Origin of the sequence: Parachlamydia sp. AcF125, from assembly GCF_018342475.1 — a bacterium.
In the GTDB taxonomy this organism is placed as follows: Bacteria; Chlamydiota; Chlamydiia; order Chlamydiales; family Parachlamydiaceae; genus Parachlamydia.
The window spans coordinates 177,640-195,239 of the sequence record NZ_JAEMUD010000004.1 but is presented as its reverse complement, the minus strand read 5'-3'; the positions used below and the strand labels follow the sequence as shown (position 1 = coordinate 195,239).

The 17,600-nt window shown below is 40.4% G+C and carries 14 protein-coding genes, 1 tRNA gene and 1 pseudogene; 4 read left to right on the top strand and 12 right to left on the bottom strand.

What is annotated here, in order from left to right:
* Positions 1–97: 97 nt before the first annotated feature.
* A complete protein-coding gene (locus PARA125_RS08770) occupies positions 98–1,129 on the top strand; it encodes an MBL fold metallo-hydrolase (protein ID WP_213158503.1) in 1,032 nt (343 codons plus the stop codon).
* Between the two features lie 110 nt (positions 1,130–1,239).
* Here the strand turns inward: PARA125_RS08770 and PARA125_RS08765 are convergent.
* Positions 1,240–1,312, bottom strand: a tRNA-Arg gene (locus PARA125_RS08765).
* Between the two features lie 849 nt (positions 1,313–2,161).
* Between PARA125_RS08765 and PARA125_RS08760 the strand changes: the two genes are divergently transcribed.
* A complete protein-coding gene (locus PARA125_RS08760) occupies positions 2,162–4,141 on the top strand; it encodes a hypothetical protein (protein ID WP_213158502.1) in 1,980 nt (659 codons plus the stop codon).
* A gap of 421 nt (positions 4,142–4,562) precedes the next feature.
* Here the strand turns inward: PARA125_RS08760 and PARA125_RS08755 are convergent, their stop codons facing one another.
* The 3 genes from PARA125_RS08755 to PARA125_RS08745 all read right to left on the bottom strand — a co-directional run bounded on the left by PARA125_RS08755 (position 4,563) and on the right by PARA125_RS08745 (position 8,644).
* Complete coding sequence (locus PARA125_RS08755; RefSeq protein WP_213158501.1) at positions 4,563–5,267, bottom strand: glycosyltransferase; 705 nt, start codon at positions 5,265–5,267, stop codon at positions 4,563–4,565.
* A 108-nt stretch (positions 5,268–5,375) separates the two neighbouring features.
* Positions 5,376–7,340, bottom strand: a complete 1,965-nt coding sequence (locus PARA125_RS08750) for a site-2 protease family protein (RefSeq protein WP_213158500.1) — start codon at positions 7,338–7,340, stop codon at positions 5,376–5,378.
* 167 nt (positions 7,341–7,507) lie between these two features.
* A complete protein-coding gene (locus tag PARA125_RS08745) occupies positions 7,508–8,644 on the bottom strand; it encodes a 1-deoxy-D-xylulose-5-phosphate reductoisomerase (protein WP_213158499.1) in 1,137 nt (378 codons plus the stop codon).
* Positions 8,645–9,031: 387 nt separating this feature from the next.
* Here PARA125_RS08745 and PARA125_RS08740 point away from each other — a divergent pair, with 387 nt between their 5' ends.
* Positions 9,032–9,868 carry a DNA/RNA non-specific endonuclease gene (locus PARA125_RS08740; RefSeq protein ID WP_213158498.1) on the top strand — a complete coding sequence of 279 codons (837 nt, stop codon included), beginning with the start codon at positions 9,032–9,034 and terminating at the stop codon, positions 9,866–9,868.
* Between the two features lie 287 nt (positions 9,869–10,155).
* Here the strand turns inward: PARA125_RS08740 and PARA125_RS08735 are convergent, their stop codons facing one another.
* The 3 genes from PARA125_RS08735 to PARA125_RS08725 are packed head-to-tail and all read right to left on the bottom strand — an operon-like array spanning position 10,156 to position 13,816.
* Entirely contained in the window at positions 10,156–10,704 is a 549-nt protein-coding gene (locus tag PARA125_RS08735) for a cob(I)yrinic acid a,c-diamide adenosyltransferase (protein WP_249274314.1), read from the bottom strand.
* 16 nt (positions 10,705–10,720) lie between these two features.
* Positions 10,721–12,199 carry a transglutaminase family protein gene (locus PARA125_RS08730; RefSeq protein WP_249274313.1) on the bottom strand — a complete coding sequence of 493 codons (1,479 nt, stop codon included), beginning with the start codon at positions 12,197–12,199 and terminating at the stop codon, positions 10,721–10,723.
* A gap of 51 nt (positions 12,200–12,250) precedes the next feature.
* Positions 12,251–13,816 (bottom strand): 4-alpha-glucanotransferase, encoded by a 1,566-nt coding sequence (locus PARA125_RS08725; RefSeq protein ID WP_213158496.1) that lies wholly within the window; start codon positions 13,814–13,816, stop codon positions 12,251–12,253.
* Between the two features lie 91 nt (positions 13,817–13,907).
* Between PARA125_RS08725 and PARA125_RS08720 the strand changes: the two genes are divergently transcribed.
* A complete protein-coding gene (locus PARA125_RS08720; protein ID WP_349305717.1) occupies positions 13,908–15,749 on the top strand; it encodes a protease-like activity factor CPAF in 1,842 nt (613 codons plus the stop codon).
* Here PARA125_RS08720 and PARA125_RS08715 read toward each other — a convergent pair.
* The 5 genes and pseudogenes from PARA125_RS08715 to PARA125_RS08695 all read right to left on the bottom strand — a co-directional run bounded on the left by PARA125_RS08715 (position 15,733) and on the right by PARA125_RS08695 (position 17,492).
* Positions 15,733–16,122, bottom strand: a complete 390-nt coding sequence (locus PARA125_RS08715; protein WP_249274311.1) for a hypothetical protein — start codon at positions 16,120–16,122, stop codon at positions 15,733–15,735. The two genes, PARA125_RS08720 and PARA125_RS08715, sit on opposite strands and share 17 nt — an antisense overlap.
* Positions 16,123–16,129: 7 nt before the next feature.
* Entirely contained in the window at positions 16,130–16,306 is a 177-nt protein-coding gene (locus tag PARA125_RS08710; RefSeq protein ID WP_213158494.1) for a hypothetical protein, read from the bottom strand.
* A 114-nt stretch (positions 16,307–16,420) separates the two neighbouring features.
* Positions 16,421–16,945, bottom strand: a pseudogene (locus PARA125_RS08705) (DUF4135 domain-containing protein); the annotation flags it as partial.
* Between the two features lie 33 nt (positions 16,946–16,978).
* Positions 16,979–17,167, bottom strand: a complete 189-nt coding sequence (locus PARA125_RS08700) for a hypothetical protein (RefSeq protein WP_213158493.1) — start codon at positions 17,165–17,167, stop codon at positions 16,979–16,981.
* Between the two features lie 64 nt (positions 17,168–17,231).
* A complete protein-coding gene (locus PARA125_RS08695; protein ID WP_213158492.1) occupies positions 17,232–17,492 on the bottom strand; it encodes a hypothetical protein in 261 nt (86 codons plus the stop codon).
* Positions 17,493–17,600 lie beyond the last annotated feature (108 nt).

The window sequence follows — 17,600 nt, the reverse complement described above, 5'->3', positions numbered from 1 at the left end:
TTTACAATAAAAGGTGCATTAAAACAGGATTGTTGGAATTACACAAGAGGCTAAAATGAACAAAAAAGTTAGGAAACCTAACCCTTAGGATTTTAATATGTTAGTCGTGTTTTTTTGTTTAAGCATTCTAGCTGGTTACTATTTTTCCATAAAAAGAACCTATCATCACGGTCCAAAAAGCGACCACTTTAATGGAAAAGTGTTTTTTAATCCTTGGGCCATTCGAAAAAATTCCTTTTTCGCATTTTTGTCTTGGAAATGGGGAGCCAAGCCTAAAAAATGGCCTACGCATGTAAATAATTCCTTCGGCGAAAATCCCCCTGAGAAAGTCGAAAGCTCGGAGATTTTAGTCACTTTTATCGGCCATTCCACTTTACTGATCCAAACAGAGGGAGTGAATATTTTGACAGATCCTGTTTGGTCTGAAAAAATAGGGCCTTTTAGTTGGCTTGGGATTAAAAGAGTTGGCGCACCAGGCGTTTCTCTTGAAAGATTGCCTAAAATTGATCTGGTCTTAGTGAGCCATAACCACTATGATCACTTAGATTTAAAGACGATCGAAAAGCTATGGAGAAGAGACCGGCCCCTGATTTTAACCCCGCTAGGCAATGAATCTATCATTCATCAAAAGGACTCAAACATCGAGGTTAAAACATTAGATTGGGGGCAATCAATCTCCTTTAACTCCATCCTATCTTTGCATCTCGAACCTGTACAGCATTGGTCTGCCAGGGGGATTTTTGATCGAGATAAAGCCCTTTGGGGTGCTTTTGTGATTTGTACTCCGAGCGGTCCTCTTTATTTTGCTGGAGATTCGGGCTATTGCAAGGAAATTTTTTGTAAAACAAAGGAGAAATTCGGGTGTTTTAGGCTGGCTTGTCTTCCTATCGGAGCGTATGAACCCCGATGGTTTATGCGTTATGGGCATATGAATCCCGAAGAAAGTGTTCAAGCTTTTAAGGATTTGGGAGAACCTTTCACCATAGGGATCCATTTTGGGACATTCCAGCTATCGGATGAAGGATATTTAGACCCTATTGCAGGCTTGGATCGTGCCAGAAAAAAATTTCAGGTTCCCGAAGAAAAATTTTGCGTGTTGAAAATAGGGCAAGTCACGAAGGTTGGGTGAGTTATTTTAGATACGGATTTCGCAATTGAGAAGAAGGGGTGTCACAATAAGTCGATTTTTCGGAAAGGCTTCCTTCTCCTACAAATCTTATAGCGCGCGTGATTAATGAACGGACTGAGTAGGATTCGAACCTACGACCACCCGCTTAGAAGGCGGGTGCTCTATCCGCTGAGCTATCAGTCCTTAGAGAAGGTGTTATATTACCCAAACATTCTTCTTCTTTTCAACCAAAATTGTTACTCCTCTAGGCTAAACTTTTTGCACGATAGGGTTTTGAAAAGAAACGGCAATCGAAAAAGAATGTGCGGAGGTGTTAAGCCACTAAGAAGGAGTTAATTGGCATTTATCGCATGGGTATATTTTGCTAAAAATAAAGGTTTAAAAATGGCTTACAGCAAGTTCTTTTGCTTAAATATCCTCCTGCATTTCTTCTCCCCCCTACGCTCTAGGGGATTTGCTTAGCGCACATATAGCCATCTTTCGGCTACTTCGCGACAATATATGTTAAAAATGGCCGCTTGCCCAAATTCAAGCCACGAGTATAGGGCTCCTTTGCTATAAGCTACTTCCACTTTATCTTGAGCGCTGTTCTCATCCTTTTGATGCTCTAGCCATTCTAAGTTTGTTTTTTGTTAGGCAAGCATGGCAAAGATTCTCTATCTAGCTGCTAAAACTTTCTAGCAAAGTGCCATCTCTGCCCTTTTTTTAAAAAGTCGCTTCGATTTTAAGAGCTCTTTTTACAAGCCCTTTATCTTATAGCCCCCTTATAGCTATTTCTTCCCTTCTTCATCTAGGGCCATCCGGCTAATTTAGGCCTCTGATGGTCCATAAATTTGTAGGTAGAGGCAGAGATCCATTTTTACTCCGTTTGTTTAACTTCCCTAATCAAAATATTTAAAAAATAAAAAAAATATAAGCAAATATTTAAATTAAAATAATTAGTATGTTATTAATTTTATTATGGCAGGTAGACTAATTCCATTCTCTCTTAGGTTGTAAATAATAAATGAAAGATAAACAAAGAGGCTTAAAATGGACCCTACAAACCCTTCTCATTCTCCCGTTTTTAATAATTCCTCTCCCCCACCCCAAAGTCCACCTTCTACCAAAAGAAAGGCGGATCATCTAGAAGTAAATGAGCTAAAGCAGGATGGTCAAAAGAGCCAGCGGACTGGGAGCTATTTAGCAAATTATTCATCACGTTCAGCTGAACCCTCCTCTTTAAAAACCCATCAATTTAACTCTCCTACAAGTAGCTTCTCTAATTTTCGTTTGAAAGTTAAACAGAATGCGACCAAGAGCGCTGTCAATAGGGTGTTCCCAAACCAAAAAGTGGAGAGGAGTGAAAAAAAAGAGGTTTCCCCCACTTCTCGGCCAATTGAGGAAAAAATGGAAGTGGAAGAAGATGCACAGCTCCAAAGCCTAAAGCGGCAACTTGAACAAATCAAAGAGAGTTTTCCTAATCCGATGGTTAGAAAACCCTTAGAAGAAGACATAACTGCACAAATTAAACAACGCGAACAAGAGCTAGCTGAGCTTAATTCTTATAACGCCAGGCCTCTTTCTTCTGAAGTTATTCAACGGGCAGACACACTTTTAAAAATGAATTTCTTCACATTTGGATCAGCAGAAGAGTCTAAAAGTCAGCGATCACAAAGCAGAGGAAGGGACATCTCAAGCTTTAAAAGAAATGCAGACTGGAAAGATATCCGGCTGGAATTACGCCATATTGTCCTGGAACAACATACGAAGAGAGACGAAAAAGAAAGGGATGTTTTTGTTGCTAATGCGATAAATTTCTCTATCCCTTCGCTGCCAGATGAGGGTCCTAAGGATTGTTCGCTCTCTGGGTTACAGGGTTTACTAAGGGATTTGGAAATTTCAAAAGGAGGAGAGTCCGAACGTGTTCATTTACATGCCCAAATTCGGCTACAGCTTTTCTACCATATGTGCCAAGGGTATTATCAGTCGGGTACCACTACAATTGAACCAGTAAGAGCAGATATGCAAATGGGAAAGGGAAAGCTGGACGAAGGTACTGCAGCTTGCCACCACTCCATGCTCGCAAATGTTCGGGATAATTTTTTAGACTCTCTCTATAACAGTTGCTTAGGCGAGTTAAAGGCCATGAGCACAGATAAATCTAAAAATTTTGATGCGCAGCTCATGTTAAAATTAAAAGCTATAGGCTTAAATATCGATCCAGAAGCAATGATTGCTGAAAGTGAGAAGGGGAAAACGTTACAAGAGCAATTACACAGTCTATTTGTAGGCATTAGAAGTAATAGTGTCTGGGAAGCGATGGGAGAAAACGATTGCCTATTTGCTTACTTAAATAATAGAACAATGATAGCCCCAGCCTTAATTAATGAAGTGGATAATTTAATCGAAACTCAAAGAGCCAAGGCTTGCCAGTATTTAACAGAGGTAGCGGCAGGCAAAATCACTCCTTCTGAAGCAACCTTAAAGCTTGCGGATGAGATTATAAGTTTATTAAGTACAGCTGAAAGGATGCTTAAGCGGGCAAATGAAAATCTTGATCAATTGGCAGAGCTTGGCCAGCAAATGAGCCAGAGAAACCTTAGCAAGGAAGAGAAGATTCAGCATCTTGAAACATTCAGAACTTTAACCCAGGATTTTAGAGAATGGCAAAAATTAATTGAGTTTTATGTCCGAAAAAAAAGATTGCATCACGCCTCTGCCCTTAACGATACAGCACTCTTTAGGCTTTTCCAAGGAATAACCAGGGAAGAAAAATTGACACGCCTAGGAGAAAGAGATCTTGATTTGCTTATTAATGATTGCCAAAATTTTATGAGGGAATTCCTCGCTTCTAAAGAGAAATACCAACAATTGAACGAGTTTATTCACCTGGAACTAGAAGGGTCAACAGAAAAACATACATCCTATCAAGCATTGAGCAAGGGCCCTTCTCTCTTAGAAAATGATTTAACGCAACAAATCGCTCTGATTAGCCACAATCTAAGTGTTGCTAAATTAAGAAGTAAATAGGAAGGATAGGCGTCTTGTCACAGCTAAAGTGCCGTCAGAGAGAGTTGAAAGGCAGGTGACAGTTTCGGCATGTTTGCCTAAAAGAGTAATGGAACATTTTCTCCATTTTTTTTGTGAAGATAGGATAGAAGGATATAGGAGCAATCCTCTTAAAGACCAAATATAGGTTTTTCCCTCCTCAGGTCCCAATTTAATCCTTTAGTCCCTATGGCTAAATTGCCATGGGGTAGAGGGGCAAGACAGGAAATATAGATTCCCCTACACATTCTTTTAGCGCTGTTTTTTTTATTGCTCCACTTCATAAAGGATATAAAGTCCCACTTATCTTCCTCTTGCTTATCTGCAAACCATAGGCACATCTCGCTCCTCTCTTTTTATTTGCTGCTAAGCATCCGTCTGAAAGCCATTTAATAGGACAGCATTAAAGATCGACTGACACAGCATCTTGAAGAATATGTGGATAGATATGCCCTGCCTCAATTTCTCTTTGAATCATTTCTTTAGAAATTTCTCCCGCTTCAATTGCTTCTTTAAGCTGTTTTAAGAAAATAGCTGCAAAAGGATGACCAGGGGTCTTCCAAGGCTGCCTAGGAACATTTGTGTAATGAATATTTTTGGTCGCAGGGTCGTAGGTATCCAAATGGTTCCAGTATTCGGGCAATGGGGCAAAGTCCTTATAAGTTAATCCGCCAGGCTCGCCCCACAAGGCTTCTTTATAAGAAGCAATGCCCGCATTGATGAGCGTTTCCCATTTAGACACATCCCAATGTTTAAGCTGTTCACAATTTATAAGCATAGCGCTTGTATACCAGGCATTGGGGGGGCAAGGGCGGGCGAGAGCCCCTTTTCCGTTGAGGGGAAGATGGTAGAGGTCCGTAATGTCTCCCAGCACAACCATATCTGCGTCTAAATAAATGGCTTTACCTTGATATCCGCAAGCTTCTGGAATAGCAAAACGGTAAAATGAAAAGCCTGTGTACATCTTGCGGTTAAGTTTAAGGGGGAGATCAATCAGAAGATGAAATTCAACGGGACTCTTAGTATGCTGGAGGATGCTTCGCTTTAAAACTTCAGTAGGTAAAAACTGAGCGTTTTCCGTTCCTATAAATACTCTAATGGTATCCACTTACTGACTCCTCTTATTTTTTTTGGAGTCTAGCATAATGATGGGTGGAAAGGCAATTTTTTAAAATAAAAGGGGAAGAACTGCGTCTTTCCCCTTTAGAAGGTTTTGTTAGAAAACAAAAATTCCGCCCAGGAGACGACTTAAATCATTGTAAGTCAGAAATAAGAAGAATCCAATTAATAAAATAGCAAAGGGAACGACTAGCTTTTCAATCGTCTTGGGATTCAGGCGACGGCCAGATGCCAGCTCAAATAGGGAAAGCGCGATGGTTCCTCCATCTAAAAGCGGAATAGGCAAAAGGTTAAGGACTCCTAGATTTAAACTGATCGCTCCTAACCAATAAAGGGCCTCTTTAATTCCTATCATCCAGTTGTAATGCACGACCTGCACAATTCCAATAGGTCCACTTATCCATTTTGGATTAAGCGTTCCTGTGAAAAGAGCGGACAATGTTCTCCAAATCTCCTCAAAGACTTGATAAAATAACCCGGTAGGTGTGGGGTTATAAACGACTTTACGGTCTTGCACACTAGGTAACCCGATTAAAAGTTGTTTCTCCTGTTTTTCGAACATGCTTAAAGCATGGGCGCGTCTTTCAGGATCCTCGATCGTTTCCAATTCTTTTTTCTTGGCTAAGATTTCGCTAGCCACTCTCGCTTTTTTCTCAGAAGTTAGGGCAAATTCTAAGCGAGTTTTAGGGGTTATAGGATTTAGGAGAACTAAAGACCCACTTTGCTTGAGAGGCGTTTGTGTCCCAATCCGATTGATAATCTCATGAAGGTCATTCCAAGGGATTTGCTGATCAAATTCTTTATCCGCATTTACCCAGTTAGTTTGCTGATTTGGGAGAGGAGCGCGTTGCACAATGATATTGACTTGATTAGCCTGCAAGAGTTTTAAAAGTTGAGAGGGATGCGTGATCGGCGTTCCATTCACCGCGATAATTTTATCTCCCCTTTGTAAGGGGAGGTCTCTTTCTGAAAAAGGATGGGCGGGAAATGCTTCTTGCTGAGCGTCTTTATCAATAAATCGAACGGCGTTTTCTACCGTGCCATCATAAGTTAAATGGTAAGGGATGGCATATAAATCGTCAATTTTAGAGGATTGAAGGCCAGCGGCAAATTTCCAATCATTTAGCTCTTCCCTAAATTCAGCGTCAGGGCGTAACTCATGCACAAGGACGCGGGGAACTCGCACTTGCAAGGTTTTTCCTGCTCTTTCAACAGTCAGAAGGGGTTTTTGGCTATTTAAAATGTAATAGAGTTCCTGTAAAGAAAAAATAAGGTCCCCATTAGCCCATAGAATTCGATCTCCGGATTGAATTCCACTATGTTGAATAGGAGAACCTTCTGGTAAAGGATTTTCACTTCCATCAGGCAATTTACCATAAATGACATAGCTAGCTGAATTTAAAATTCCTGCGGTCACGACATCTTTTTGAAGAGATTGGGGATGAGAGTAGACTTTAACTAAGCTTTCAAAAGGTGTTTTTTCGCCGGTTGCATAGTTGACTTTGTTTCCCGAAACGACTATTTGGGAGGATCCAGTCATCGGGGCTTGCAAGTGGTCCTTAGCGCCTTCAAAAGGATAATGATTATAAGCTGTGATTTCATCTCCAGGGCGAATTCCTTGTTCATAAAGAGTAGAGTGAGGATCTAACCAACCGATTTTGCTCGTAAAATCACTGAAACTTTTTTCTCTGCCTCCTGTAAACCATAAAGCGGAAAAAATCAGAAAAGCTAAAGCCAAATTGGCAAAAGGTCCCATGAAAGCCACTTTTATCCGATCCCAAGGGCTTTTACCAAAAAAACCGTCTTGGATTTCATAAGGATCCACTCCTTCTTCGCTTTCTACCCCGGCAATTTTGACGTATCCTCCCAGAAGGAGCCACCCGATTTGCCAACGCACATCCTTTTTTTCCCATGAGAAAATAGGCTTTCCAAATCCAATAGAAAAAACTTCCACTCGCATACCCACGCGGCGGGCCATGAAATAATGGCCGAGTTCGTGGATAAAAATTAAAAAGCTTAGACCAAGGAGTGCTAACAATGTATACATCAAGCTAAAAATCATGGAAACATTTACCTTATGGTTATTCTGGTTTAAGGCTTTAAGCAGCCTTAAGATCGAGCAGAATTAATTTTAAGTTTTGTAATATTTTAACAAAATCATTATGCCATAACAGCAGGTAAACTGCTAATCTAAAAGTCTAAAAAAAGATCATTTGTCAAGCAAGACATTTAAGCACGCTCCGCATGTCGCCTTGCTTCTGCGTCTATCTGTAAAATATCCTCTAGCGTATGCAAAGCTTGTGACGCGTGGGTTAGCATTAAGTTTTCAAGCTTTTGAGCAATTTCGATCCATCCGAATTGGCCTTGTAAAAAACGATGCACAAGGACTTCATTCGCCGCATTCATATAACACGCCAAACTTCCTCCCTGCCGCAGGGCTTCGAAAGCAAGTCTAAGACAGGGAAAATGGTCATAATTTGGAGCTGAAAATTCTAAATGTTGCATTTTTTTTAAATCAAGGGGGTTGAGAATACTGGCGACTCGGTTAGGATAAGTCATCGCATACTGTATAGGAACGATCATGCTAGGCTCGCCCATTTGAGCCATGATTGCTCCGTCGGTGAACTCAACCATGCTATGCACAATTTGTTGTGGATGAACTAAAACTTCAATTTGCTCTAGTTTCACCCCAAAAAGCCAATAAGCCTCGATGACTTCGAGCCCTTTATTCATTAAGGTAGAGGAGTCAATCGTAATTTTGGCGCCCATTGAAAAATTAGGATGGTTTAAAGCTTCTTCTACCTGGATTTGTTTCAAGCGGTCATAATCCCAATCGCGGAAAGGGCCCCCTGAAGCTGTTAAAATTAGTCGATGAATGGTCGAGGATTTCTCGCCGTTTAAACATTGAAAAATCGCGCTGTGTTCACTATCCACAGGGAGTAACTGGCATCCTTTTTCTTGTATCAAAGACATCACGAGAGAACCGCCAGAAACAAGCACTTCTTTATTGGCTAAGGCAATATCTTTACCAGCTTTAATGGCAGAAATTGTAGGAATCAGGCCTATTGTGCCGCTGATAGCAGAAATGACTAGCTGAGTGTCTGAATGGCAAGCGACTGCATTTAAGCCTTCCATGCCTGCTAAAACAGGAATTTGGGGAATTCTTTTTTGCAATTCGGCTGCTTTATTTTCGTCATAAACCGCGATCAATTCAGGCAAAAATTCTTTGGCTTGCTGCTCGAGTCGATCGATATTAGAATGGGCCGCAAGAGCCGTGACTTGAAATGAATCTTTCAAATGTCTCACAACTTGCAAAGTGGTGGTTCCAATTGAACCTGTAGATCCAAGTAGCGCGATCTTCTTCATAGTAAGGACTTTTGTTAAAACAGAATAGAGTATAGCAGAACAAGGAAAATGTCAAATGAAGAATTGATTTTTTTTGCAATTCGAAAGGAAGGAGGGATTAAAAAAATGCTGGCTTTGTAGCTTTAAGGCGCCTAAGCAGTGAAGAAAAAGGATAAATAGAAAGCTTGGTTAATGGGGGACTTTCCTTCAGATTAGCGGGCTAGGATAATGATCATTGCTTCCATTCTGCGTGAGGGGTAAATGGACGTTGGCAATGTTCTAAGGAAAGTAAAAAGCATGTTTACATGCTTTTTACTTTCCTTATTTCCCGCTTTTATTGTTTTTAGAGGTTATTTGTGGTATGCTATCGCTTTTAAGGATACTTGAAAAGAATTATTGAGAGAATGAATGAATCATCGGCGAAATGGGCTAAAGTTAACCATGAAACATAAATATGGAAAATATGGGACATTTTTTTGGATAGCGAGTACGGCTTTCATTTTAGGGTATTTGACAGCAGGATATATAGAAATCGCCAATCTCTTACCACCTGAAACCGAATTAGCGAGACCGCAAAGAAATTCTAGCCAGCTATTCAATCCTATTTTTTCTCCGCGAGGGGCGATTATGATTAAACGCCCTGGGTATACCTTGGAATATGATGGAAGAACTCGCAATGCGCAATGGGTTTATGAATGCTTGACTGCGGAAAGTTTAAAAGGAAAGGTTAGCCGAGACCCATTTCCTTTTCAGGAAGATCCTCGCATTCCCAAAATTTTTCAAAACACTTTAGAAGATTTCAAAGGATCTGGATTTGACCGCGGTCATCTAGCGCCGGCAGCCGATCATCAAGCTAATCCGGACACTTTGCGAGATACTTTCTACCTCTCTAATATGAGTCCCCAAGTGGCCCAATTTAACCGGGGCTATTGGGCAAAAATGGAAAAATATGTGAGAGATTTAACAAAAAGCTCAAAAACGGTACACGTCCTTACAGGGCCTTTATTTTTGCCCTGCGTAGCAGAAAATGGCAAAAAATATGTGCATTATCAGGTCATAGGGCCAAATAATGTAGCCGTACCCACTCATTTTTTTAAGGTCATTGCCCGAGAAACAGAGGCAGGCAGCATACAAACAGAAGCGTATGTGCTGCCTAATCAGCAAATTGCTAAAGAGGTCCCTCTTAATCAGTTCAAAACTTCGGTACAAGAAGTTGAGAAAGCCTCAGGGGTTTTATTTCATTAAGCTTTATTAAGCTCTTGGACAAGATTGTAAAGAGTCTGGGTGCCTTTTGACTTTAAAAAGGCATTTAATTCCTCCATTTTTGCCTCCGAAAGAGGCTGAGGCCAGCTCTTGAATTTTTTTAATACTTATTCAGTGTTGGTAAAAATTTTTTTCTAGGTTGTTAAATGGGATGACGTATAGATGAGCCATAAGAAGTGTTCCTTCCTAATAGTGATATCATCATGTTAGAAGCCCAATAATATATATCCTAAGATGTAGTTTTCTTGCTTGTCAATTTTAAAATAGGCTTAATCATTAGGCTTTGAGAGCCAGATAATTTCGGGAGTTTGAGTATGGAAATTGACAAGGCGGGCCGCTACAAACAAATAGTCTGAAAGGCGATTCAAATAAACTAAGCTTTCGGGCGGCGCATCCTTGCTTTCGATATCAGTCACGAGAGCTCGCTCAGCTCGCCTACAAACTGCGCGAGCTAGCTGTAGGGTGGAAGAGGCGGAATGGCCATTTGGCAGAATGAAATGTTGCAAAGGAGGAAGCTTTTCTTCCATCCAATCGATCCACTGCTCAAGCTCTTTTGTGCTGAGTAGGGAAGTTTTAGTAGGGGAAGAGGCTAAAATCGCTCCCAGTTCAAATAAGGTATGTTGAATCCCTAAAAGCTGTTCTTCTAGGTCTTTAAACTCGAGGAATTTAGGGAGAAGGGAAAGAGCCATGCCGATAGCGCTATTACATTCGTCCACACATCCAATGGCTTCAATGATAGGATGGTTTTTAGGAACTTTTTTTCCAGAAAATAAGGAAGTTTGTCCCCGATCGCCTTTTTTTGTATAGATTTTCATCATTCACCTTTTTTAACTTTTAAGGAGGGCAGCGCTGGTTTAAAGCTTGCCGTACTTCTTTTAAAGCTTTGGGAAAATGGTCCCTTGCTCGTGTGATTTTTTCTGCTTGCAGGAGATGCTCCCAGGCTTTAGTGGATTCACATCTCTCCATGCATAATACTGCTAAATAATATTCAACCGTTGGATCAAAGGGGTAGAGAGAATGGTAGATATTTAACCATACCAGGGCTTCGCGGTTCCGATGCAACTGTAGATAAGTTGAAGCAAGGCTAAAAATACCAGCTCGAAAAAGAGGGTATTTTTCCCCTAATTTTTCTAGGGCTTCCTTTTTTCTTAAAAGTGATTCTCGCGACTCATCTACTTCCATAAATACCGTTTTTATCCCTTCTATATCTACAAGTCCGTTTAAATAGTCTTCTGCCATATTTTCTTTTGTGACTGCATGATCAGGGATATAGTCTTTGATTTCTTCAAGAAGCTTTCTCCCTTCTTCTATATTTCCTAAAAAAAGGTGGGTATAGCCTGTCAATTCTTGTAAAAGTTGATCTTTAGGTAAATAGGGTTGAGCCTTTTTGTAACAAAGCAGAGCGTTTTCGTAGCGGTGTTGCCTGAGATAGGCTGCGGCTTGGTTAAAATGAGCTAAACCAATCACCTCTTTTATAGTTCTTTCTTGAAGAGCTCGTGTGTCGATGCCTAAATATTCTTCGCAAGGCAAATGGATGCCGCGAGCAGTTGTTTCTATATTAAGGACGTTTTTGCCATCCTTATAGCGCACATAGATGTGCCCTGGAGGGGTGACCATTTCAATAGGTAAAGAGAGGCGTTGAGCCAGGCAAATATACAGAAGGGAGACTCCTAAGCAAACACCACGTCTCGAATCCAAAACCGAGGGAAGAAACGTGTAAAGGTCAATGTCCTTTGCATAGCAAGAATGAGGAGGAAAGCGAAATCCCATATCAAAAAAAATAAATTTGTTAATGGCTGAGATCTTTTGAAGCGGGGTAGCATTAGAAGGTAATTGAGCCAAAATTTGCAAGGCCATCAGGTCTATTATCGCTTGATATACCTTACCAGAGTTTTTATCCTCATCCTCTAAATGGGAGAGAAACAATCCATTGGCTAAATCGATTTCTTCAGGAGGAAGAGCCAAAACTTCTGCTTCGTTAGTCGCGTGAAAACCTTTAAGGTGGCGATTAGGTAATTTGGAGGCCAGTTTTTCAATTAACCCAAGTGCTTCTGAAGACAAGTGTGGGGCCGTGTCATTAGGTTGTTTATTGACAAGTGCAATCAAGGCATGAATGGCTGAAGGCTCAATTGGGGTTAAAGCGGTCTGGGGCGAAGAGATGGAGACCCCCTCCAAAAGTTCCCAGGCTTTTTTAAGAGCTTGTTGCCCTTCAACCGTATCAGGGTATAGTTCATATAAAGCTAAATGCTGTGCGACTGATGTGGGATCCAAGCTGCGAAATAAGGCGCGGATTTTTAAAGGGGAAGCTGCCATGCAAAAGCTGCTATACATTAAAATGAAAAGAAAAAAGAAGCGCATAAAGATTTAAACCGTTAATTTTTTTATAAGTTTTGCTAGCTCAGGGTTTTGAATGATTTCTTCTACACTGGGTTTAAAACGATAGCTCCAGTTCCTATCGGACACGACGCCAGGAATATTAATCCGCTCATCCTCTAAACTCGGCCACGTTAATCCCGGAATGACAGCAAGGTATTCGTGTAGAAGATTGATATGAAAAATGCTTCGGGTATGATGGCTGTCATACAAAATCTCTTGGTGGCGCACAGAAGAAAGGGTGGGTTCATAGGTCCATCCTTTAAAGCTTGAAAAATCTTTGGCGTCCTGAGGATTATTCCTCCACCATTGTTGAAGTGTTTCAGAGTCGTGCGTAGAAACGGTCGTTAAACTTTCTAAAATATAATCGTGGGGATTAATAAAGCGACCATCCTCGTTCCACCTTCTTTCCCAGCGCATCACTTTTGTGCCACATATGCCGAGCTGGCGAAGATTTATTCTAACTTCAGGAGGGATAACTCCCAAATCTTCTCCAATCGGCAACATAGGGCAGTAATCGACCATCATTTTAAGAATTTTTTCCCCATGAGAGATCCATACAGAAGGATCTTCCGGGAAAAACTTCCCCTCTTTAGCAGATTGATTAAACGGAATCCCCCAAATGCGATAAAATCCAACCACATGGTCAATGCGATAGAAATGATAAAAGTGGGAGGCGATCTCGAGCCGTTTTTTCCACCAGGTGTAATGAGTCTCGGCATGTTTGTCCCAGTTATAGAGGGGAAATCCCCAATTTTGCCCCACTTCACTGTATTGATCGGGTGGTGCTCCCGCAGTTAAATGGGTATGAAATAGGGGGCGGTTCAACCAAACATCGGCACTTTGAGAGTCAATTAAGATAGGAATGTCCCCTTTTAAAAAAATGCCCTGACTTTCGGCCTCCTTTTTTACTTTTTCCATTTGAGAAAAACATAAAAATTGCAAAAGGGAGTGGTAGGCAACTTCTTCGCGCTTCCCTAAAAGCAGTTCAGCAAGGTAGTCTTCCGTGGGATAGCGTAGCTTTTCTGGCCACAGGTCCCACGATTCCCAATTTCTGGCGATTTTCAAAGTTTTAAATAAGGCGTATTTTTCAACCCACTCATTTTGCTGCTGAAATTTTTGAAAATCGTCAGCTTTTAAAAGAAGCGGGCCTGCTAGTTGAAAATACTGGCGTAAGAATAAATCGCGTTGTCCATGCACTTCTTTATAGGAAACTCGTTGAGTTTGATTAAGAGCTTGGAGTTGAGCAAGTAGGGGTGTTAACTCTGGATAGTTTGCCAAATAAGGGAGTTGTTTTAAGCCTAAATGAATGGGATTTAAAGCAAATGCCGAAAGGGCATTGTAAGGACTTGTTTCTAAGCCAGTATCATTGAGGGGGAGGAGTTGGATAATATGGATCCCAAGTTTTTTAGCCCATGCCAAGAGAGGAAGAAGATCAGTATACTCACCAATTCCTCCACTACCTTTTGAATGTAAAGAGAAAATGGGCAGGCAGATGCCATGAGGGGGGAGGCTGGTAGGATCTCTCAATAGTTGCTGCACAAAAAGATTCGCCATGGTTCCCCTTCCGAATAAGTTAAAAAAATACGCAAATTTACTCCTGCAATATTGACAGAAATAAAAAACGTTTTATATACTTACTTATTTTATGATTTATTGCATTTTTATCAATAGATCCCTTTCCATTTTAAAATCCTCTTTAGGTCATATGAAGGCTAAACTTCTCTTCCCTTTCCAATTTTTTATCATTTTCTTTATTTCGCCTTGTCTTCTTGCTAATGAAGCTTTTTTGCGGCAAGAAATGGTAGAAGATTTGCATTTTATTAAAAAAAATTTCCAGATCAAATATGTGCCGGCTGAATGGAAATGGCTACATTTGGGGTGGGACCTTAATCAACAATTTGCAAATGCAGAAGCGGAAATTCATCAGCTTTCTTCCCCTGTTTTAAAAGATTACCATAAGGTTTTAAATAAACTTTTTACCTCTGTGGCGGATTATCACGTCACTGTATCCTTTCACTCGACTGAAAGGGCTTCTTTGCCTTTTCATGTACATGGGGCAGAAGGGCGCTATTTTATTACATGGATCGACGAGGAAAGATTACCAGGGGCTTTCTCTGATTGGGCGGTGGGTGATGAAGTGATTGCCTTTGATGGGCAAGATATTGAGAAGGCCATCTACCATCTACGCAAATCAGCTTACGATCGTCTCAATGAAAAAACGGATCAAAGGATTGCTGAGCGTGCTTTAACCTGGCGGTCTGGAAGGTTTGCAGAAGATGTTCCTCAAGGAGAAGTCGAAATTGTCCTGCAACATAAAAAAACAGCTCAGCAAAGATCTTATTTGTTAACTTGGGATTATCGTCCAGAGCAGATAAAGGAAAATCCTTTACCTGCTCTAACTTCTCGTGCGCTCCCCTTAAAACAGCCGTTTTTCCAACGTCCTTACTATAAAAAAATGATGATGACTCCTCTATATGCTCAGTTTAAACAGGGCGAAAGGCATACAGGAGAGGATATTCACAACTTGGGAGCACGGCATAGTTTTGTGCCTCTTTTAGGTTCAGTGATTTGGCAATCTGACTTGGATTGTCCTTTTTATGCTTATATCTGTGAAACCCCCCATAGGCAAAGAATCGGATACGTGCGAATAGCGACTTATGAAGGAGGGGATGAGGAAATAGCGGAATTTGAGCAAATGATCGATTTTTTTCTTCCTCGCACCCAAGCTTTGGTGATTGACCAAGTCAATAATCCAGGCGGATCCGTTTTTTATAAATACGGCTTATTAACTTTTCTAACAGATAAGCCTTTAGAACTGCCCAAATATAAGATTGCCTTAACTCAAGAAGAGGTGATGGAGGCTTTTAAAGCGCTTGAAGCTCTTAAAAAGATAACAAGTGAGGAAGAAGCTTTAGAAGTTTGCGGTCCTAGCTTATATGGATATCCGGTCTCTTTAGAATTGGTTCATTCCTCCATTCAATATTTCCAATTTATTTTAGACGAATGGGAGATGGGTAAATATATCACTTCTCCTGTCCATCTTATTGTGAAGGCCATCTTGCCCAACTCAAGAGTGACATACAACAAGCCGATCATTGTCTTGATAAATGAATCTGATTTTTCTTGCGCAGATAATTTCCCTTGCATTTTACAAGATAATCAAAGAGCGACTATTTTTGGGGCACGCACTGCTGGTGCAGGGGGCACTGTGGTAGGGGAAGGGCATCCGAATAGGCTAGGGGTTGCGGGCTACTCTTATACAAATTCCCTCTTAGAAAGGCATCTGGATGGCACCCTTATTGAAAATCTAGGAGTCACTCCAGATATCACTTATGAGTTGACTGCCGAAGATTTTCGAAATGGCTATAAGGGGTATCGAGTAGCCTTACAGCAGGTGATCGATCCTATTTTAAAAGAGGCCCATCCAAATGATAGGCCTCTTTTTACGGAAAATCAAGACTTGCGAAGGTTTAAGCTTTCAAGGTGACATGAATATTCTTTTTGTTGGCCTCGATTAGCATTAATCCTCTTAACTCTACATATAAAGTGGAGTAAAAAAAATGGCGCCAAGTTTCTATAAATTGAAGCAACCTATTTTTTAAAAATGGATGAGCGGTGAGAGGACTTGCATTAAACAGGGTGATCAACTGGCTTTCAAAATTTTTGAAAGCCTCTTTGGCTAATCGATGGGCCTGTCTGGAAACAGTTGATACTCTAAAGTGATTAGACGAAGCTAAGCGATAAGCTTTTTCCTTTGTCGCCTGGACAACATTCCGCTTTATTATCTGCTCCATTTTTAAAAATTGGAGGCTGCTATTATACAATAAAGAACGGCTTGGCAGCTGTAAGTCACTATTCATAATTAACTTAGTTGTTATTCGCTTTCAATTTTGCAATTTTATTTTCTTTAGAAAAATGTCCAAAGCAAATAAAGTCTTTATTTTTGGTAAAAAAGGGGACGTCTCCCCTCTTCATGCTATCGCTAAACTGTTTAATAAAAGCTTCTTCATCCGCGATAAATTCGAATTCGGTGTGTTCATTCACTGCCTTTATAATTTCCCTTTGCACAGCAAGAAATTCGTCAACCAATTTTGTTTCTGCTGTAGATAATTCTTTTGATTGGGGTTGAGAGCTATATAAACCTGTCGCATGTCCAAGTTATACCACCTCCAGATCGATAGGAATCAACTCGCCATGGCTAGTTAATAAGACATTTTCCATATGAAGGTTTGTAATTCCCGCACGGCTGCATACTTGTTCGAGCCTAAGCAAATTTTTCTCTGCGTTATCTCGCTTTTCTCCTGGGAGCATATATTTAACTGTAGTAGAGGCTCCCATTATCAGCCCATCCCCCTTAATATATTCCCAAATGCTTGCCTTACCGTCATTAATATGCTCGATTTTATAAAAAGGAAGAGCGGGGCCAGATTTGCTTTCTTCAGGCAGGGCATTAATTGCTGCAAAAAGCTCGAGAATAGCCTTGTCTGTGTGCGCGTTTCTTGGCTTATACACGACTTCCAAAAGAGTGGACTTATCTTGCAAAGAGGTAAAGGTAACCAAGATAGGGGATTTGCCATGATTGTGATCATCTCCTCCCAAAATCTTTAAGTGAAATCCCACCTGGGAAAGATCTTTTAAGTTTGCTTTACCAAATTGCTGCAGAATCGTTGCTTTATTCTCTTCTAGGTCTTTTTTTGCTTCGGTTTCGAAAGCTTTTCAAAGGCCAATTTTACTATTTAAGATCGCTTTATAATGTTGAATTTGGGAAGAATCTGTGCGGCTATCAAATTTTACAGGTAATTCTCGGCCTGGTAAAAACAAAGCTTTAAGCTGATTATCAAGAGTGCGTATTTGTTTTTCCTTGCTTTCTTGTTGGTCATTTAAAGTTTCGAGTTTATTTTCCAACGTATAAATTAATTTTTTTCGCTCTTGTATCTTAGCTTTAATTCCTTTTATTTTCTCTTCACTTTCACTCTTTTTTTGTTTTTTTAGTAAGAGACTCTATCTCCTCTTCAACAGAAAGGAGCTGACCTTCTAGGGAAGAGATTTCCTCAGAGTGATCCTGACTTTCCATAAATAAATTGTACATATGCTCAACAGTTTGGTGGGGATCTATTTCGAAACTTGGTGGCCCAACTTGCTCGCTTGAATTTTTGCCTATAGAAGAGGCGGCAACCGGATGGGTGAAAACTAAGTTGTGAACATCTGGAGTTGAATGAAGGGGGTTCATCAGATCTCCTTATCCTGAAAAAGGTCATTATTTGTTGTTATATAAGTTATTTTAATTAATCGCTGATTTTTTAATAAATAATTTTAAAAAATCTCCCTTTGAATAAAG

Coding starts and splice junctions, on each gene's coding strand:
- PARA125_RS08770 (WP_213158503.1), top strand. CDS start 98: ATGTTAGTCGTGTTTTTTTGTTTAAGCATTCTAGCTGGTTACTATTTT.
- PARA125_RS08760 (WP_213158502.1), top strand. CDS start 2,162: ATGGACCCTACAAACCCTTCTCATTCTCCCGTTTTTAATAATTCCTCT.
- PARA125_RS08750 (WP_213158500.1), bottom strand. CDS start 7,340: ATGATTTTTAGCTTGATGTATACATTGTTAGCACTCCTTGGTCTAAGC.
- PARA125_RS08745 (WP_213158499.1), bottom strand. CDS start 8,644: ATGAAGAAGATCGCGCTACTTGGATCTACAGGTTCAATTGGAACCACC.
- PARA125_RS08740 (WP_213158498.1), top strand. CDS start 9,032: ATGAATCATCGGCGAAATGGGCTAAAGTTAACCATGAAACATAAATAT.
- PARA125_RS08735 (WP_249274314.1), bottom strand. CDS start 10,704: ATGATGAAAATCTATACAAAAAAAGGCGATCGGGGACAAACTTCCTTA.
- PARA125_RS08730 (WP_249274313.1), bottom strand. CDS start 12,199: ATGGCAGCTTCCCCTTTAAAAATCCGCGCCTTATTTCGCAGCTTGGAT.
- PARA125_RS08725 (WP_213158496.1), bottom strand. CDS start 13,816: ATGGCGAATCTTTTTGTGCAGCAACTATTGAGAGATCCTACCAGCCTC.
- PARA125_RS08720 (WP_349305717.1), top strand. CDS start 13,908: ATGATTTATTGCATTTTTATCAATAGATCCCTTTCCATTTTAAAATCC.
- PARA125_RS08715 (WP_249274311.1), bottom strand. CDS start 16,122: ATGAATAGTGACTTACAGCTGCCAAGCCGTTCTTTATTGTATAATAGC.
- PARA125_RS08695 (WP_213158492.1), bottom strand. CDS start 17,492: ATGAACCCCCTTCATTCAACTCCAGATGTTCACAACTTAGTTTTCACC.